Genomic DNA, 17454 nt, shown 5'->3' with positions numbered 1-17454 from the left:
TGCAGTTTATCCTTGTGCGTCGTGAAATTCATCGGCCTGCACAGAACACCGCAGCTAGCATGGGGTGCACAAGGTGTACAAAACGGAAAGTGCCCCGGCTGTGGATAACTAGGGTTCGAGGCACTGTTATCCACAGGCAGGGCACAACGCTTGTAGTGCCGAGTTGACAAAATTACTCCGGCATCATGAATTCCGGCTTATCCAGCTCTTCGATATTGACGTCCTTGTAGGTAATGACGCGAACATAGCGCACAAAGCGGGCGGAGCGGTACATATCCCATACCCAAGCATCGGACATGCGCACCTCGTAGTACACATCAGGTCCAGAGGTATGCGGAATGAGCTCTACCGCATTAGCCAGGTAAAAGCGCCGCTCAGTTTCAACGACATAGGAAAACTGACTGACAACGTCTCGGTACTCGCGGTAGAGGGACAGCTCTACCTCAGCCTCGTAGTTATCGAGTTCCTCTGCACTCACGGTGGACCTCCAGGTTGTGGGTTAGCTCGCTTAAGCTTAGCGCGCAGGAGGCTAGATTCTAGCTAGGCACGCGCGGCGAACTCCGCATGAGCGCGGCGGACATTGTCATAGCTCATCCGGTGTTCCGGGCACGCTCCCAGCGCCGAAATTGCAGCCTCGTGTGCCTTAGTCCCATAGCCTTTGTGCTTGGCCAATTCATAGCCGGGATAGCGCGCATCAAGGTCGCGCATCACGTGGTCGCGACTCACTTTTGCCAAGACACTTGCCGCGGCGATACACCGCGCGGCTGCATCGCCGCCGATGATGGGCAGCTGGGGTTGGGTAAGGCCGGGGATAAAGAGGGCGTCGCTAAGCACATAGCCTGGGCGGATATCCAGGCGTGCTACCGCCCTGCGCATACCGGAAATATTAGCGTGCTGGATGCCGCGCTTATCGATGTCCCCCGCGCTAATGTGCACCACAGACCAGTCCACAGCCTTGTCCTTAATGAGTGGAAAGAGCCGCTCGCGCTGCCGGGGAGTCAGTTTTTTGGAATCGCTAAGCTCCGCCAGCTCCTTGATCGGGCGATTAGGCATAATGCAGGCCGCGATGGTGATTGGCCCGCAACACGCGCCGCGCCCGGCCTCATCCACTCCAGCCACCGGCCCGAGCCCAGCCTTGCTCAACGCCAGCTCATAGGTGCGTCGTTGCTTAAGCCGCCGCATGCGAAATCTCTGGGTGTTCCACCCCACCCCACCGCGACAGAGGCAAGATGACAGCCTCAACTCGGCCGCGAATATTGTCCACTGGCACGGTGCCTTGTAGGTTATCGCCCAAGTGCGCACGCGAATCGAGGGAGTTGGTGCGATTATCTCCCATTACCCAGAGATGCCCCTCCGGGACGGTGACGGGGCCAAAGTACTCGCCGCCACACTCCTGGGAGCCAACACCGGGGTCTACGGGAATCTCCGGTGGATCAAGCACGAATGATTGATCAATCGGCTGACCATCCACCATCACCGAAGGATCACCAGCCTCACAGCTCACCGTTTGTCCGCCGGTAGCAATTACCCGCTTGACGAGGATATTTTCCCCGTTGGGCAAAAGCCCAACTGCCGCCAAAGCATTCTGCGCACCTCGCACAATAATATTGCGCGAGCGTGTGACCTGAAACTCGTTATTCCACGACTCCGGCCCTTCGAAGACAACCACCTCCCCAGGTTGTGGGTCTGTGAAGTAATAGCTGACCTTCTGCACTGCGATGCGATCGTTTTCGCAGCCGGGACAACCATGCAGGGTAGGTTCCATCGACGCAGAAGGAATGACATACATCCGTCCCACCAATGCTTGTAAGAGCACCAGCAGGACAAAACCTGCCACCACGGGGAAGAAAAAATCCCGGGTGCGCAGGCGTTGGGAAGAAGGTTTATTCCTGGATGTCCGGGTCATCGATGCCACCGATGCGGGTAAACGGCCAGAAGACGAACTTCACCTTGCCGCGGACATTTTCCACCGGTACTGTGCCGTGGAATTTATCGGTCATGTGATAGCGAGAATCTGCCGAGGCCGTGCGATTATCACCCATGACCCAGATATTGCCCTCCGGTACTTCCACGGGACCAAAGTACGGGCCTCCACAAGCTTCCGAGCCTGTCGACTTATCTACCGGGTACGTTGGCGGGTCTTGCACGTAGTCTTGCTCGATGGGCTTGCCATCAACCATGACTGCAGGATCGCCCTCCTGGCAAGACACTGTCTGCCCACCGGTAGCAATCACGCGCTTAACCAGGGTATTTTCATCGGGCGGCGCCAAGGATACAAAGCTCAATGCATCCTGCACCCCGTGGATTACCGGGTTGGACGAGCGCGGCGAGACATAGCTGGAATTCCAGTCCTCGGTGCCTTTGAAGACGACAACATCGCCTGGTTCTGGCTCTCCATCGCCGTAATAGGAGATCTTTTCCGTAAAGATACGGTCATTCGTACAGCCCTCGCAGCCATGCAGTGTCGGCTCCATCGAGCCGGAAGGGATCACATACTGCCGTCCGATAAAGTTCTGGAAAAGGCCCACGATAACAAGGACCGTTGCCACGACCAGAAGGGTTTCCAGCAGCCACGGCATGTCTTTTTTCTTGGTTGCCCCTTCGCCTTGCGGGGAAGCGTTCCCCTCTACGGGGTTGGCCCCCTCACCTTCAGGCGACTGTTCCTGCGAGATGCTGTCTTTATTCACGCGCTAAATCCTAGCAACCTCACGTCCCGGTTCCCGCCTTATCCCCCTCGCGGCTGGAGAATTCACAGGCAACTATCCGGTTAAAGCCTGCCGGCTGACACCAGGAAATAGCTGGCAATAGGCACAAAAATCCCCCTTGCACCCACAAGGGTGCAAGGGGGATGGTGGCGCGCAGCGCACTAATACTAGCGACGCTCCTTGATGCGAGCCTTCTTACCGCGCAGATCGCGCAGGTAGTACAGCTTCGCACGGCGAACGCGGCCGCGGCGGGAGACCTTGATGGACTCCAGGTTCGGGGAGTGAACCGGGAAGGTACGCTCAACGCCGATACCGAAGGAGACCTTACGGACGGTGAAGGTCTCACGGATGCCGGAACCCTGACGACGGATGCAGATGCCCTTGAACAGCTGTGCACGCTCGTTGTTACCCTCGATAACCTTTACGTTAACGTCGAGGGTATCGCCTGGGCGAAAGGACGGGATATCGTCGCGCAGCTGTGCTGCATCGACCTTGTCAATAATGTTGGACATGCCAATATTCCTTTTCAGTTTGGGACAGAGGACCCTAGCGGCGCTAAGCCTAACCGGTTCGTGCCCGTTACATAGAACGTCCACCTATTTTTCCATATGTACCTGCAGGAACCAAATTTCCTTCCCGGCACTTCTTTCTCTCCCCCGCCCAAGCTACGCCGCCGCAGCTTAGGAGGGAAACTGCTAAGCGGCCGCCCCCACCACCGCTAGGTGAAGTTTGCGCAGGTGATTGGATGGGTTCCACCTCGCCCGCATCATGGTTCCGACAACATCGTGGCAGAATCCTCCCTCCGGACTGCAAAAGCTCCCACCGTACGCAACGATGGGAGCTAAAGCAGCAGGCAAAACACTAGACCACGGCGGTTAGAAGCCTGCCTTCTTCAGGGCATCGGCCATGGCGCCACCACCGCCGGAGCCACCTCGACCGCCAGTGCGGCCGCGCGAGCCACCCCGGGAACCGCGCCCGGATTTGTGTCCGGAGCGCTTCCCTTCTCCCCTGGCGGCAGAGTTTGCGGCATGTTGCGCATCGCCACGGCGCTTGGGAGCCTGCTGCCCCGGTTCATCATCGAGGCGCAAAGACAAGCCGATGCGCTGCCGCTCGACGTCGACCTCCATGACTTTTACCTTGACCACTTGGCCAGAGCGCACGACCTCGTGCGGATCAGAGACGAACTTGTGGCTCATGGCAGAAACATGGACGAGGCCGTCCTGATGTACTCCAACGTCCACAAAAGCGCCAAAGGCCGCCACGTTGGTAACTGTGCCCTCAAGGATCATTCCCGGGGTGAGATCGGAGACCTTATGTACCCCCTCTTTGAAGGTTGCGGTCTTAAATTCCGGACGCGGGTCGCGGCCGGGTTTATCCAGCTCAGCGATGATATCGGTCACCGTAGGGATACCAAAGGTCTCATCTGCAAAATCTGCTGGCGCAAGCTTGGAAAGTACGCGGGTATTGCCAATAAGCTCGGAAATGCCCAGACCGGTCTTTTCCGCAATGCGGGAGACAACTGGATAAGCCTCAGGGTGCACGGCGGAGGCATCCAACGGATCGGTGCCGCCATTGATGCGAAGAAAGCCGGCTGACTGCTCAAACGCCTTAGGTCCGAGACGCGGCACCTTCTTCAGTTCCTTGCGGGAAGCAAAGGACCCGTTTTCATTGCGATAGGCCACAATATTGGCAGCGATGGTGGAATTAACTCCAGCCACCCGCTCCAGCAGCGGGACGGAAGCAGTGTTGAGATCTACGCCCACGCCGTTCACGGCACTTTCCACCACACCATCAAGGGTGCGAGCGAGCGCGGTCTGGTTAACATCGTGCTGATACTGCCCCACCCCAATAGCCTTCGGATCGATCTTTACCAGCTCCGCCAGAGGATCCTGCAAACGACGAGCGATGGAGACTGCACCACGCAGCGAGACATCCATATCGGGGAATTCCGCCGCCGCCAGCTGCGAGGCAGAATACACCGAAGCGCCGGACTCTGAGACTACGACGGGCGTGGGACGCTGGCGTCCGGCCTGCTTGATGAGGTCCGCAATCTCCTGGGCGAGCTTCTCGGTCTCACGGGAGGCAGTACCATTTCCGATGGCCAAAAGGTCCACCGAATGCTTGGCGCACAAGGTAGACAAGGTCTGTAACGCCTGGCTCCACTGATTCTGCGGCTGGTGCGGGTAGACAATAGTGGTATCGAGCACTTTGCCGGTTTTGTCTACAACCGCACACTTGACGCCATTGCGGTATCCCGGATCCAGGCCAATGGTGGCACGCTGACCTGCCGGCGCAGCAAGTAGCACATCCCGCAAATTGGTGGCAAAAATCTTGAGCGCACCTTCCTCTGCCACTTCTTTCAGGCGCATACGTACATCCAGGCTGGAGGAAATATAAAGCTTGGTGCGCCAGCCCCAATGGACGGCGTCAGCAAGCCACTTGGAGGAGCGATCCAGTTCAAAGCGGGAGGCAATAACGTCCTCATAGTCCGCGTCATCGCCAGCATCAAGCTGCAATTGCAATACGCCTTCATTCTCGCCCCGCAGGAGCGCCAAAATGCGGTGCGAGGGCAATGTGTGGAAAGACTCGTTGAAGGAGAAATAATCCTTAAACTTCGCCCCTTCTGCTTCCTTGCCTTCAATGACGTGCGCGCCCATAACACCCTTAGTAAACATGCGCTCTCGCACCTCACCCACCAGGTCAGCGTCCAGTGCGAAGCGATCCACCAGGATGGCGCGGGCGCCGTCGAGGGCTTTCTTTGTATCTTCAAAGCCCTCGCAAAGGAAGGCCTGCGCTAGATCTTCTGGGGTGGCGTGAGGATCCGCGATGAGCTTATCGGTCAGCTCTTCTAGGCCGGCCTCGCGGGCAATATCCGCCTTAGTTTTACGGCGCTTCTTATACGGCAGGTACAGGTCCTCCAGGCGCGCCTTGGTTTCGCAGGCAAGGATTTGTTTCTTCAGGGCGCCGCTAAGCTTGCCCTGCTCCTCAATCGCCGCAAGGATGGTCTCCTTACGCTCCTGCAATTCCTTCAGGTAATTCGCACGCTCCTCAATAGTGCGCAGCTGGGAGTCATCCAGCCCGCTGGTGGCCTCCTTGCGGTAGCGGGCAATAAAAGGCACGGTATTGCCCTCCGCAAGGAGCTGCAACGCGGTGGAAATCTGTGTTTCCTTCACGTTGAGCTCGGCGGCGATGGTTGCCGCAATATTCACGTGGTCTCCTCACTCTTTTCTCGAGGTTTGGGATTAGACCCACCCAATTTACCGCACGGCCCTTACACCGCCTTCGCTTGCCGACGCCCCCTCAACGCAAAAACCTCCTTTCCAGCAAGGAAAGGAGGAAGGTGCGGCGCGTGCCTAGTGGATAACCACGCGGGCGTTCTTGCCGCCGGTGCAAGTAACTCGGGCGGAGCTACCGGAGCAGTACATGGTGTAGGTACCACCGGTGCTCGGCGAATAGACACTCAAGGTGACGTTGGTGCCGCCGCCTGCAACCCAGTTATTCATAAAAGCGGTGTAGACGTTGCGAGCAAAAGGACTGGTAGTCGGGCCAGTCGCATAATAGTTAGGGTAATCACCCCAGGAATGTCCATTGCTGGAACCAACGGAATCGACCTGTGCCGGTGCTGGTGCCGGGGCTTCCTTGGTCTCGGTCACCGTGACCGGGCTGGAGTCCTCATCCTCTGCAGAATCCTTGGAGGAACCGGATTTCTTGTCGGATCCTGTCCCGGATCCGGATCCGCTACTCGCATCCGATTGCTGGAATTCGTTATTACCTGCAGCGCTCTCCGTAGAATCGCTCTGGTTATTGGTCACGAACATAATGACCATGGCAGCCACCGCGATTACCGCCACAATGGCTGCGATAATCGCAGCGATCGTGGCACCGCTGACGCCGCCATTGTTCTGCGGCTGGGGATAATACTGTTGGTTGTACTGGGGCGGCTGTTGATTATTTCCATCGTAATTATTGCCATTGGGAGCCGTCATAATTAAGGAACCACCTTGGGAATAGAAAATTGGAGGCAATGTCCCCCTTACTATAACCCCAAACGGCCTAAGCGCTGCAGATTTAGCGTGAAAATGCGGCGATTAATTTTCTCGTCGGCGCCTATTGCGCAGCTTCCGCTCGCCATACCGCTGGGGTACCAAGCCCCATCTCTGTAAAACCGATTTCCGCGCTCCCCAACCACAGCGCTTCCGGGGGCAAACATTCCGCCACAGTGGGGGCCACGGTGGCTAAGGGGAGTGCGGTCTCACCGTTAACTATAAGCCGCCACACCGGAATTCCCTGCGGTCGCTGACCAAACCTGAAACGGTATTCCTGCGCTAACGGGCTGCTCTCCGGGCATGACTCCGCTACCTGAATGACGAAAATGCTAGCTGGATGAAAGCCCTGAGCACGTAGCCTGTCAGGCAGTCCTGCGAGGCAATCCTCATTCTCTCGAGTTCCTAGAAGCACGGAAAGATCAGCACTAACCTCCATTAGCCTTCACCCTTAGCCTTAGCTTCCTGCTCCAACTGCGCAATGAAAGCCCTATCATCCTTGTCTAGCTCGGCTACTTCCAGCAGCTCGGGACGGCGCTGCCAAGTGCGCAATAATGCTTGTTCGCGCCGCCACTTATCCACCAAGGCGTGGTTTCCCGAGGTCAAAACGTCCGGTACGGCCAGACCCCGCCACTCTCGCGGCTTGGTATAGCTCGGGCCCTCTAGGAGACCATCAGAAAAAGAATCCTCTTCATGGGAGCGCTTATTGCCCAGCACGCCTGGAATGAGTCGCACGACGGCCTCTGCAATTACCAGCGTCGCTACTTCCCCACCGATCAGCACATAATCACCGATGGATACCTCGCGGACGCGGTAGCGACGCGCGGCATCATCCACCACGCGCTGATCGATTCCCTCATAACGCCCGCAAGCAAAGACGATGTGCTCCTCATTCGACCACGCACGCGCATCTGCTTGACTAAACGGTTTTCCCGTTGGGGTAGGCACAATGAGCAGTGGGAGGTCACTATCCTCCTCGGGCTGGGCGTCGACCGCATAGGCGTGCGCCTCTACTCCTTCAAGCTCATCGTGGCGGGGACGGTTCAAGTGCGGAAGGGCCGATTCTAGGTTCGGTGCACTTTCCTGAGCAGCAACACTATCGAGTGCCGGCCCCCATACTTCCGGCTTCATAACCATGCCAGGGCCACCGCCGACCGGCGAATCATCGACAGACTTATGCGCATCAGTCGCCCACTGCCGCAGATCATGTACGCCTACTTCAAGGCGACCTTGTTCAATGGCTTTTCCTAAAAGTGCATGCCGCAACGGCTCCAAGTACTCCGGAAAGATGGTGACAACATCAAGCCTCATAGGTCCAGCAATCCTTCCGGCGGGTCAATGGTGCACGTCCCTGCTGCAAGGTCCACGTCAGGAACAATGGCATGCACGAAAGGAATGAGTGCTTCCTTGCCAGTGTCGAGATTTACCTCTAGCAAATCTTGGCTTCCACCGTGGATGACCGACGTAACCTCACCAATGTTTTTGCCCGCCAGAAGTACGCGTAGTCCTTCCAGCTCATGGTCATAAAAACCGCCATCATCGCTATCGAGCGGCGCGGCGAAAAACTTCGTGCCGCGCAGGCTATCCGCCACATTGCGGTCTTTTACTTCTTCGAAGGTAACGAGCAGCCTTCCCTTGTGAGTGCGGACTGCCTTGATAGTTAGCGTGTGCTCTTTTTTGCCCTGCGTGCCATGGAGCGCTTCCCCCACCGCAAAGCGCACCTCCGGTTCGTCAGTAGTGGCCTCGATTACTACTTCACCCTTCACGCCGTGCGATTTAATCACGCGACCAATCATCAATTCCATAGCGGAAATTCTACAGCACGAGCCTTTTCCCTTGTCAGTGATGGGTTTTCAGCTACTTCGAAAAAGTTCCAGTTTTTGGGGCTCATTGTCGTTAAAGTAGGCACATGAGCGATTTACCTACCAATTCCCCGGATACTTTTGGCACGGCTTCCCATCTGGGCACTGCTTCCGCTATGACTACACTTAATTTGCTCGATATCGCACCGGATACGGATCCGCAGCGGCCCCGCCCAGGCGTACAGCGCGTCTTGAGCACCGATGGCGCTAATCTCATTCTCTTTAGCTTTGCACCAGGACAGTCCCTACCGGACCACAAGGCCGCTCATCCCATTACCGTGCAGACGCTCCGCGGGCAGCTCAACTTCACCTATGGTGAAGAAACCGTCACCCTTACGCCGGGCACGATCGTGCATCTTCCTGCATATGAGGTGCATAAAGTCGAGGCTGCAGCTGCGGATTCCGGTACCTCTACCCCCGCAATTTTGTTGCTCACTATGCTGACAAAATAGTTTATAGGAACATAAGTTTCGGTGATAAAATGACTCTCATGGAATCGCATAATAAGCCTTACCATCATGGAAACCTCCACGATGAGCTGCTCCGCATCGCAGTCCAGCTAGGCAAGCGAAGCGGCCCCAATGCCATCACGGTCCGTGCCGTTACCCGCGAAGCCGGAGTATCCCCTACCTCCGCCTACCGCCACTTCAAGGATCAAGAAGAACTACACGATAAGGTAGCAGAGCTTGCCACCGACGAACTGGTCCGGCGCCTGCATGAGACTACTAAAGCTGCCGGGCACTTGGATTTTCCAGAGCACTTGGTGCAAATCGGTTACGCTTACCTCGAGTTTGCCTTGGATGAGACCAATTTCTTCCGTTGCATGTTGGAATGGAAGGCGCTGCGCTTCATGCTCGGTGTGGATCCACACACCGAAGATGATCCGAAGATGGATCACCTTCAGCAGATTCGCGATTTCTTCGCCCTTCTCGCCCGCCACGCGCAAGCTTTGGACAATACTACTGACCCCACATATTTCATGCAGAACGCCCTTTTGGCATGGTCTACCATCCATGGCTTTACCGTTCTTGCCGTCAACGGCCCCATGTCACAGCTACCACGCGAGCAAATCCTAGAACTTTTTGCTCCGGTTGTTGCCGGCGGCCTGCGTGGCATGGACTTTAAAGATCCGTCTAATGTCTACAGTCGCTATGCCGACTACAAGCCACAGAGCTAAGGGAAACATTCACCCTCCCCCACCCGTTGTAGCTTGCTGGGTTTCACCGTGCTTTTCTAAAAAGATGACCGCGCACGCAACTCCACCAAGGACATACGTGCGCGGTCATCTTTTTGGGCCGGTTGATTTCATCCACACAGCACAAAAGCCCCACCTACACGACTTGCACAGTGGTGTAGGCAGGGCCCGAAGGTAGAAGCGCTGTGCGCTGAGCAAAGGAAGGCAGATTACTCTGCAGACTCCTCGGAAGCTTCCTCAGCCTTCTCCTCGGCCTCGGCATCAGCTTCGCCGGCAGCAGCAGCGGCAGCCTCTGCAGCAGCAGCTTCCTCAGCGGCCTTCTTCTCAGCCTCTTCCTTGGCCTTCTTCTTCTTTTCGGTGATAGCCTCGATGGTCGGGCCGTTGTTAGCCTCAGCCAGTGCCTCGTTGAAGATCTCCAGCTTGGACTTCTTCTCCTCAGCAACCTTCAGGGTGCCTTCTGCACCAGGCAGGCCCTTGTGCTTCTGCCAGTCACCGGTGACCTTCAACAGAGCAAGAACCGGCTCGGTTGGCTGTGCGCCGACGGACAGCCAGTGCTGCGCACGCTCAGAATCGATCTGGATGAGGGAAGGCTCTTCCTTCGGGTGGTAGATACCAATGTTCTCGATTACCTTGCCGTTACGACGGGTGCGGGCATCAGCAATAACAACGCGGTACTCAGCAGCGCGGACCTTGCCCAAACGCTGCAGCTTAATCTTGACAGCCATGACGGCTCCTTTTCTAGTCACTGGGCAGTACAGACGCGCACCAGGTAGTGCGCCGGTTCAACCCTTGGATTTAATCTGCGTGTGACATACCGGCCGACCGTAGACGGGAACGGTGCTACGCAGAATATTACGTTCTGTGGACTACCTAGCCCGGAGTATCCGAGTAGATAACCTGAAGTATTTTAGCGCGAGTATCTGCAATTTTAAAAATCACGACGCCACTCACGCAGGTTCGTTATGCCATCGATACTAAAGCAGAGTAGCCTTAAGGGCCGAATATAGACATTTGGTTTCATATGTATGGCGCGCCTTCTGCCTCACTGTAAAGGCGTTGACGCACGAAAAGACAGTTTATGACTAAAGAATCACCGCGAAATTTCCGGTACCGCTATGACCTTGATGGTCTTCGCGGTATTGCCATCGGCCTAGTAGTTATCTACCACGTCTTCGTTGGACGCGTCTCCGGCGGCGTGGACGTATTCTTGCTGCTATCCGGCTACTTCTTCTTGGGCTCCCAGCTGCGCTACGCCAGCAAGCCCAACGCTTCTTTAAACCCTTGGTGGCCCATCTGGCGCACCCTGCGACGTTTGGTACCCAGCTTAGTTTTGGTCATTGGCGTGACCTACATTCTGGTGCGCATTTTCACCCCACAGCTCATGCGCACCGAGCTCACCCAGCAGATCACAGCCACCATGCTGTACTACCAGAACTGGGAGCTAGCGGAACAAAACGCCGACTACACGGCGGCCGCAGCGGATACCTCCCCGCTGCAGCACATGTGGTCCATGGCCGTACAGGGCCAGTTCTACATCATGGGCATTGCCTTTGCGACCATCTTGGCAGCCATCATGAAGTTCCGGCCGAAGCACCAACCACTGGGCAAGCGCAGCTTCCCCACAGTCAACCAGATTGCGGGCCCGATCCTCATTGTGGCCACCATTGCCTCCTTCGCCTATGCTTCACGCCACGGCCTCTACGGCACCCCGGAGAACTACTACTCCACCTGGTCACGCGCTTGGGAGTTGACCTTGGGTGCTGTCCTAGCCATCTACGGTTCCGCCTGGAAGATTCCGCCCCGCCTTTATGACCTCTTTACGGGTTTGGGCCTTGTGATGCTCATCTTTACCGGTGCCATCATCGCCGATACCACCGCGTATCCTGGCCCGCTTTCGCTCTTGCCGCTGGGCGGCGCCGTGCTCATCATCTTGGGTGGCGGTGGCAAGATTTCCAAGGCCATGGCCTCCAAACAGGCCCGCTGGCTGGGCGATGTAGCCTATCCGCTCTACCTATGGCACTGGCCTCTGCTTATCCTGTCCACCTCTTATTTGGGTCAAGAAACCCCATCGTGGTGGCTGGGCGTTATCATTATCGCCATTTCACTGGTGCTGGCGGACCTCACGCACCGCTTTTTGGAGCGGCCACTGCGCCAGCATCGCAAGCGCCCCACCGCCGAGGATCTGCCGGTACGCAAGGGCCTATCGACATTGCGGAAGCCGGCAGGCGCTGCTCGCGGCGTCGGTGGTGTCGTGGTTGCTGCGGCCGTTGTCGGCCTTCTGGCCATTCAGCCGCTGTGGATGCGCACGCTTGATGATGCCGACGCAGAACTTCTGAATCCTTCCCTCTACCCCGGTGCGACGACGTTCATCAATCACCTCACCCCACCGGATAATGTAGAGATTAAGCCTGACCCAATTCTGGCCGGCGGCATCCAGCCACCAGTGGCTGCTAATTGGTGCTTTGTTCCGGATAGCCAGCCCGCTGATTTCTTCTTCGAAACCCGCAAAGACGGCAAAACTCCGTGCATTTTCGGTGACACAAACGCAGAAAAGGAAGTCTATTTGGTTGGCGGCTCCCACGCGGAACAGTATTCTTCCGCGCTTGACCGCCTGGGCAAAGAAATGGGCTTTAAATTGGTTCCGTTGCTACGCCAAGGTTGCCCCATCGAGCTGGGTGACGATGTCACCGTGACCCCTGAGTGCGCCGAATGGGGCAAACTAGTGATGGATCGCATCGAAGAAGCAAACCCAGCCTTGGTGATTTCAAATACCACGCGCCCGCAAAATGAGTACGGCACGGGCCCCGATGCTGTTCCCGCTGGATACCAGGCATTTTGGGATGAATTAGCCGAGCGCGATATCCCCTTCTTGGGCTTCCGCGATAACCCGTGGGGCTTCGATGAGGAAGGCCGTCCGCGCGAGTTCGATGAGTGCTATGTAGCCACCGAAGATGCCTATGGTTGCGGCATGCGCTTTGAGCAGGTCTACCAGCCCTATGACCCCGGTGCAGTAGTGCTCTCGAAGTACCAGAATATGCTCTCGGTAGATACCGCCCCGTGGTTCTGCGATGACAATGGTGACTGCCCAGTCATCATCGGCAATACGATGGTCTACCGCGACATGCACCACATCACCAATGCCTTCGCGGAATCGGCTATGCCCATGATTCGCGAGGCCCTGAAGCCATTCCTCAACGGGGAAAAGGTCCAACAGCAAGCCCCTGATATCCCCCCGGAGCAGGCCGCAGCAGCTGTGGAGCCGGCACCCGCCGCACCTACCGACGCCGGCAAGCCACATGCCAACCCAGTCCCCTACCCCAACACTGTGCGCGACGACGCCGTCTAGGCCATAGCGCGCGAACACGCGCCAACGCCTACGAGCACGGGCGCTGGGGATAAGGCACCCAACTGCCTGCATAGAACGAAGGAGGCTCCCACAATAACGTGGGAGCCTCCTTTGCTATGTCTTAAGACTGAGGCAGACTATTTTTTGCCCTTGCCAAAGTCCAAGTTGTTGAGATCAATATTTTCCATTCCCTTCGGCATCTTTGGCATGCCCGGCATTCCCGGCATGCCACCGCCGCCGCCCATTTGCTGCTGGAGTTTTTGCAGTTCTTCCATGGACGGCATGCCGCCACCACCTGGCATTCCGCCCATGCCCGGCATTCCGCCCGGCATCTTCGGGCCGCGGTTTCCACCGCCGCCCTTGCCCTTCTTGCGCTTGCCGTTTTTACCCTTGCGGCCCTTCGGCTTCTTCTTGGTAGCAGAGCGGCCACCCATACCACCCATGCCGAATTGGCCAGCCATCTTAGACATCATCTTCTTAGCTTGGTTGAAGCGCTCGATGAGCTGGTTGACCTCAGAAACGCTCACGCCAGAGCCATTAGCAATACGCTTGCGGCGCGAAGCATTGAGGATCTTCGGATTCTCACGCTCCTGCGGAGTCATACCACGGATGATGGCCTGGATGCGGTCCAGCTGCTTTTCATCTACCATGGCAGCCATCTCATTCATCTGCTTGCCGCCGGGCATCATCTTCAGCAGGTTGCCGATGGGCCCCATCTTGCGGATCATCAGCATCTGCTCAAGGAAGTCATTCAGCGTCAGCTCGCCAGAACCAAGCTTGGAGGCGGCCTCCTCGGCCTTCTGATGATCCAAGGTGGCCTCGGCCTGCTCGATGAGGGAAAGCAAGTCACCCATGCCCAAAATGCGGCTGGACATGCGCTCGGGGTGGAAGACATCGAAATCATCGAGCTTCTCACCGGTAGAGGCATACATAATGGGCTTGCCGGTGACCTCACGAATAGACAGGGCCGCGCCACCGCGGGCGTCACCGTCCAACTTGGTGAGAACCACACCGGTAAAGTCCACGCCATCGCGGAAAGCCTCGGCAGTCTGCACGGCATCTTGGCCGATCATGGAGTCGATGACAAAGAGGACTTCGTCTGGGTTCACGGCATCGCGGATATTGCGCGCCTGCGTCATCAGTGTCTCATCAATGCCCAAGCGGCCGGCGGTATCGATGATGACCACATCGTGCTGTTTCTGTTTGGCCTCAGCAATACCGCGCTTGGCGACGTCCACCGGATCACCGTGGGAGGTACCCATTTCATGCTCATTGGAGTCCAGGGAGGTACCCGGATCTGGCGCGAAGGTCGGCACCTCGGCGCGCTCGCCGACGATCTGTAGCTGCTGCACCGCACCCGGGCGCTGCAAGTCACAAGCCACCAGCATCGGGGTATGCCCTTGCTTGGCCAGGTGCTTGGCCAGCTTGCCGGCCAACGTGGTCTTACCGGCACCCTGCAAACCGGCGAGCATGATCACTGTCGGCGGGTTCTTCGCTAGGTTCAGGCGGCGAGTTTCACCGCCGAGGATCTCAATGAGCTCTTCATTGACGATCTTGACTACCTGTTGGGCTGGGTTGAGCGCCTCAGAGACTTCCGCGCCACGGGCACGTTCCTTGATGCGCTTGATAAAGCCACGGACGACGGTCAAAGACACGTCAGCTTCCAGCAGCGCGAGGCGGATCTCGCGGGCGGTGGCATTAATGTCAGCCTCGGTCAGTTTGCCCTTACCGCGCAGGCCCGCCAGGGCTGACTGTAGGCGGTCTGATAGTGAGTCAAACACTACGGATGCGCTCCCTTAATTTAGATCGATCTAAAGTTCAACTATTTAATCTTAGTCCCTTGCCAGGGCCCTGGTCACATTCCCCACCACCGTAGCGCGGGAAGCCTGCCCGGCAAGGAAGACATTGACGATCATTGTCGCGCCCATAATCTCATGGCGCAGCCACACAAAGTCTGGCAATGCCTCTATCAAGTGCCCCAAAGCGCCAATGCGCTCGACGGTACGGATCACCAAGATGCCGCCCACATCAAAAGCCGCGGTGGTTACTTCTCCCTCGATATCTGGCAGCTCCGTATAGGTACGGGAGTTATAAGACTGGATAAACCTTATCTCCTGGGCCGCTTCCTTTAGGGTCTGTTGTACGGTGCGGATGAAAAACTCCGCCTTATAAGTACCGTCATCCTCTTTGACGATATTGGCCCGCACGATGGTCCACCCCAAAGCGGACAGCAAGGCAAAAATGCGCTTGAGCTCCCCTTTGGAGGAGCCACACCAGGACACAGTAACTTCTTGGTCTTCCCAATCCACCGTAAGCGCAACGCCCTCAGTAGATAGCGGCACGTGCACCGCGGGGCGCTGAAGGACGCCTGGTTTGAGTGCTTCCAGAGCGCGCGAGACGATAAACTTCTGCGCTTGCTCTACCCGCGGTGTCCAGACGCTAGGCCCTGTCGATTGTGCATCAGCCTTAGCCAATACCGCCAGCAGCGAAATAATCAGCGGATCGTAATGCGCTGCGGCCAACAATGCGTCGCGAGCGGCATCGGAGAACGGGTCCATTGTCGCAGCTAGCCGCGCTAAGGTGGTATGCTCTGCCACCAGAATTTGAGCACGCGACCTATCGGCCACGCTCAACCGCATGCGGGCTGCCTGGCGAGCTATCATTTCCGCGCCTACCTGAGCGTGGGGGCGCTCGTAGCCCTTACCAATGTCATGGTAAAGCGCGGCCAGCAATAATAGATCAGGGCGAGCTACCGAGGTGCGCACCTCCGCGCACCGAGTAACCGTCGCAATGAGATGATGGTCCACCGCTCTGACGTGGCTGCGCTCGCGCGGCAACAAACCGCGCACATGCCCCCATTCCGGCACTAGACGTTCCCACAGGCCATAGCGGTCCAAATCCTGAATAACCCGCGGCGTATATTGCGGGGACGACAAAATGGCGAAGAAATCATCCACCGCTGCTCGCGGCCAGCGTGGCGGCAGAATCGGCAATTTTTGGAGCTGGTGCCAGGTGGTCTCGGCAACGGCATATCCCGTGCGTGCTGCGGCTGCCGCAACGCGTGTAAGCAACCACGGATCCTCCACATTCGGTTTGCGCGAAAGGTAGATAACGCCGCCCTCTGCCACCACGTCCACATCGAGTGGACGGCGCTGCCCGCGGCCCGCCGCCAGCGCATTTCTCCCCAGCACCCCTCGGGCGGTGGCCAGGCCGCGTTCTACGGCCTTATTAACAGTGGCTGCAGCGCCTACCAAAGCGGCGGTTAAGGCATATCGGTTTTCAAAGCCCAAATCCGCAGCCACGTCCGCGGCGAACTCGGGGTCTAAGATATCGCGGTGGCGTCGGGCTTTGACATGCAGGAGTGTGCGGACGTCGAGAAGCAGCTGCTTTTCGACGTCTAGATCAGGAAAGTCGCACAGGTTACCCAAAGCCATCGCGCGCAGAAGCTGAATATCGCGCAGTCCCCCACGGCCATTTTTCAAGTCTGGATTCGTCATTGCTGCTACCGCGCCCGAGCGCTTCCAGCGAATAATCGCGGTATCCACAAAGTCATCAAAGCCGCGCTGCAGCTGGCGCCGCCACGCTGCGAGCAGCTGTGCCCGCGCCTCATCCACTAATATCTTGCGCCCTGCGACAAAGGCCAAGTCCAACTGTGCAAAGCCAGCAGAAGCATCTTCTGCAGCAATCGCCGCACACTCCTGCGGGGTGCGCAGGGCATAATCTAGGCGATACTTGGCATCCCATACGGGCAACCACAGCTTCTCCACCAGCGCTGGGTCTGGATCGTGGCCCTCCGGATAGATAAGGATGACGTCAATATCCGATTGCGGGGTCATCTCATTGCGGGCGAAGGACCCGGTGGCAGCGAGCGCAGTCCCCGCTGGGAGCTCGAGGCTGCGCAATACACGAAGCGCCGAGGCATGGGCCTCGGCGCGAATCTGTGCGGCGTTAAGCATGCTGGTTTTACAGTGCCGCCTCGCCGTGCTCCCCGGTGCGTACACGAATGGCATCTTCTACTGGGGTTACCCACAGCTTGCCATCGCCGATTTTGCCAGTGTAGGCAGCATCCACAATGGCGTTAATGATGTCTTCAGCGTGGTCATCCGCCGCTACTACTTCCAGCTTGACCTTAGGCACAAAATCGGTGGCGTATTCTGCTCCGCGATATACCTCGCTATGCCCTCGCTGCTGCCCAAAGCCCTGGCTTTCAGTAACAGTGAGACCGCGTACTTCCTGCTGCTCTAGCGCCTGACGGATTTCCGGCAGGGTAAAGGGCTTAACGATGGCCGTGATGAGTTTCATT

16 protein-coding genes are annotated in these 17454 nt (G+C 57.4%); 3 read left to right on the top strand and 13 right to left on the bottom strand.

The features are described 5' to 3' along the window. Positions 1-172: 172 nt before the first annotated feature. The 9 genes from WMP97_RS01170 to rimM form a co-directional block, all read right to left on the bottom strand. Positions 173-478 (bottom strand): DUF2469 domain-containing protein, encoded by a 306-nt coding sequence (locus WMP97_RS01170; protein WP_005325239.1) that lies wholly within the window; start codon positions 476-478, stop codon positions 173-175. Positions 479-540: 62 nt separating this feature from the next. Beyond that, positions 541-1182 carry a ribonuclease HII gene (locus tag WMP97_RS01165; RefSeq protein WP_248098801.1) on the bottom strand — a complete coding sequence of 214 codons (642 nt, stop codon included), beginning with the start codon at positions 1180-1182 and terminating at the stop codon, positions 541-543. Further along, complete coding sequence (gene lepB / locus WMP97_RS01160) at positions 1169-1906, bottom strand: signal peptidase I (protein WP_200288918.1); 738 nt, start codon at positions 1904-1906, stop codon at positions 1169-1171. Before lepB (WMP97_RS01160) ends, WMP97_RS01165 begins: the two co-directional genes overlap by 14 nt. Then, positions 1884-2687: a signal peptidase I gene (gene lepB / locus WMP97_RS01155; RefSeq protein ID WP_023021292.1), complete on the bottom strand. Its 804-nt coding sequence runs from the start codon at positions 2685-2687 to the stop codon at positions 1884-1886. The genes lepB (WMP97_RS01160) and lepB (WMP97_RS01155) overlap by 23 nt, the downstream gene beginning before the upstream one ends. A gap of 185 nt (positions 2688-2872) precedes the next feature. Beyond that, positions 2873-3217, bottom strand: coding sequence for a 50S ribosomal protein L19 (gene rplS / locus WMP97_RS01150; RefSeq protein WP_005325245.1), 345 nt, complete (start codon positions 3215-3217; stop codon positions 2873-2875). 363 nt (positions 3218-3580) lie between these two features. Next, a complete protein-coding gene (locus tag WMP97_RS01145; protein ID WP_340439640.1) occupies positions 3581-5914 on the bottom strand; it encodes a Tex family protein in 2334 nt (777 codons plus the stop codon). Between the two features lie 144 nt (positions 5915-6058). Continuing rightward, entirely contained in the window at positions 6059-6691 is a 633-nt protein-coding gene (locus tag WMP97_RS01140; protein ID WP_284835425.1) for a hypothetical protein, read from the bottom strand. Between the two features lie 495 nt (positions 6692-7186). After that, entirely contained in the window at positions 7187-8059 is an 873-nt protein-coding gene (gene trmD, locus WMP97_RS01135; RefSeq protein WP_284835426.1) for a tRNA (guanosine(37)-N1)-methyltransferase TrmD, read from the bottom strand. Next, on the bottom strand, positions 8056-8553 hold the full coding sequence (gene rimM, locus WMP97_RS01130; protein ID WP_200288914.1) for a ribosome maturation factor RimM: 498 nt from the start codon (positions 8551-8553) through the stop codon (positions 8056-8058). The genes trmD and rimM overlap by 4 nt, the downstream gene beginning before the upstream one ends. 104 nt (positions 8554-8657) lie before the next feature. On the opposite strand from rimM, the gene WMP97_RS01125 reads away from it, so the two are divergent. Further along, on the top strand, positions 8658-9062 hold the full coding sequence (locus tag WMP97_RS01125; RefSeq protein ID WP_200288913.1) for a cupin domain-containing protein: 405 nt from the start codon (positions 8658-8660) through the stop codon (positions 9060-9062). Positions 9063-9100: 38 nt separating this feature from the next. Next, positions 9101-9787 carry a TetR/AcrR family transcriptional regulator gene (locus tag WMP97_RS01120; protein ID WP_234288180.1) on the top strand — a complete coding sequence of 229 codons (687 nt, stop codon included), beginning with the start codon at positions 9101-9103 and terminating at the stop codon, positions 9785-9787. 227 nt (positions 9788-10014) lie between these two features. Here WMP97_RS01120 and rpsP read toward each other — a convergent pair whose 3' ends face one another. Then, positions 10015-10530, bottom strand: coding sequence for a 30S ribosomal protein S16 (gene rpsP / locus WMP97_RS01115; protein WP_005325261.1), 516 nt, complete (start codon positions 10528-10530; stop codon positions 10015-10017). Positions 10531-10883: 353 nt separating this feature from the next. On the opposite strand from rpsP, the gene WMP97_RS01110 reads away from it, so the two are divergent. Further along, complete coding sequence (locus WMP97_RS01110; protein WP_200288911.1) at positions 10884-13151, top strand: acyltransferase family protein; 2268 nt, start codon at positions 10884-10886, stop codon at positions 13149-13151. A 137-nt stretch (positions 13152-13288) separates the two neighbouring features. Here the strand turns inward: WMP97_RS01110 and ffh are convergent, their stop codons facing one another. Genes ffh through WMP97_RS01095 form a run of 3 tightly spaced genes read right to left on the bottom strand, consistent with a single transcriptional unit; the run spans position 13289 to position 17453 of the window. Then, entirely contained in the window at positions 13289-14932 is a 1644-nt protein-coding gene (gene ffh / locus WMP97_RS01105; protein WP_200288910.1) for a signal recognition particle protein, read from the bottom strand. 51 nt (positions 14933-14983) lie between these two features. Beyond that, on the bottom strand, positions 14984-17107 hold the full coding sequence (locus tag WMP97_RS01100) for a [protein-PII] uridylyltransferase (protein ID WP_248098806.1): 2124 nt from the start codon (positions 17105-17107) through the stop codon (positions 14984-14986). A 7-nt stretch (positions 17108-17114) separates the two neighbouring features. Beyond that, a complete protein-coding gene (locus WMP97_RS01095) occupies positions 17115-17453 on the bottom strand; it encodes a P-II family nitrogen regulator (RefSeq protein ID WP_200288908.1) in 339 nt (112 codons plus the stop codon). Position 17454: the final 1 nt, after the last annotated feature.

It is taken from the genome of Corynebacterium sp. KPL4072 (assembly GCF_037908395.1).
Taxonomy (GTDB): Bacteria; Actinomycetota; Actinomycetes; order Mycobacteriales; family Mycobacteriaceae; genus Corynebacterium; species Corynebacterium kefirresidentii.
This window is presented reverse-complemented; position numbering and strand designations above follow the sequence as displayed.

What these genes read in the sequence shown, in the direction of transcription:
- WMP97_RS01165 (WP_248098801.1), bottom strand. Translation starts at nt 1,182, where the DNA reads ATGCGGCGGCTTAAGCAACGACGCACCTATGAGCTGGCGTTGAGCAAG.
- lepB (WP_200288918.1), bottom strand. Translation starts at nt 1,906, where the DNA reads ATGACCCGGACATCCAGGAATAAACCTTCTTCCCAACGCCTGCGCACC.
- rplS (WP_005325245.1), bottom strand. Translation starts at nt 3,217, where the DNA reads ATGTCCAACATTATTGACAAGGTCGATGCAGCACAGCTGCGCGACGAT.
- WMP97_RS01140 (WP_284835425.1), bottom strand. Translation starts at nt 6,691, where the DNA reads ATGACGGCTCCCAATGGCAATAATTACGATGGAAATAATCAACAGCCG.
- trmD (WP_284835426.1), bottom strand. Translation starts at nt 8,059, where the DNA reads ATGAGGCTTGATGTTGTCACCATCTTTCCGGAGTACTTGGAGCCGTTG.
- rimM (WP_200288914.1), bottom strand. Translation starts at nt 8,553, where the DNA reads ATGGAATTGATGATTGGTCGCGTGATTAAATCGCACGGCGTGAAGGGT.
- WMP97_RS01125 (WP_200288913.1), top strand. Translation starts at nt 8,658, where the DNA reads ATGAGCGATTTACCTACCAATTCCCCGGATACTTTTGGCACGGCTTCC.
- WMP97_RS01120 (WP_234288180.1), top strand. Translation starts at nt 9,101, where the DNA reads ATGGAATCGCATAATAAGCCTTACCATCATGGAAACCTCCACGATGAG.
- rpsP (WP_005325261.1), bottom strand. Translation starts at nt 10,530, where the DNA reads ATGGCTGTCAAGATTAAGCTGCAGCGTTTGGGCAAGGTCCGCGCTGCT.
- WMP97_RS01110 (WP_200288911.1), top strand. Translation starts at nt 10,884, where the DNA reads ATGACTAAAGAATCACCGCGAAATTTCCGGTACCGCTATGACCTTGAT.
- WMP97_RS01100 (WP_248098806.1), bottom strand. Translation starts at nt 17,107, where the DNA reads ATGCTTAACGCCGCACAGATTCGCGCCGAGGCCCATGCCTCGGCGCTT.
- WMP97_RS01095 (WP_200288908.1), bottom strand. Translation starts at nt 17,453, where the DNA reads ATGAAACTCATCACGGCCATCGTTAAGCCCTTTACCCTGCCGGAAATC.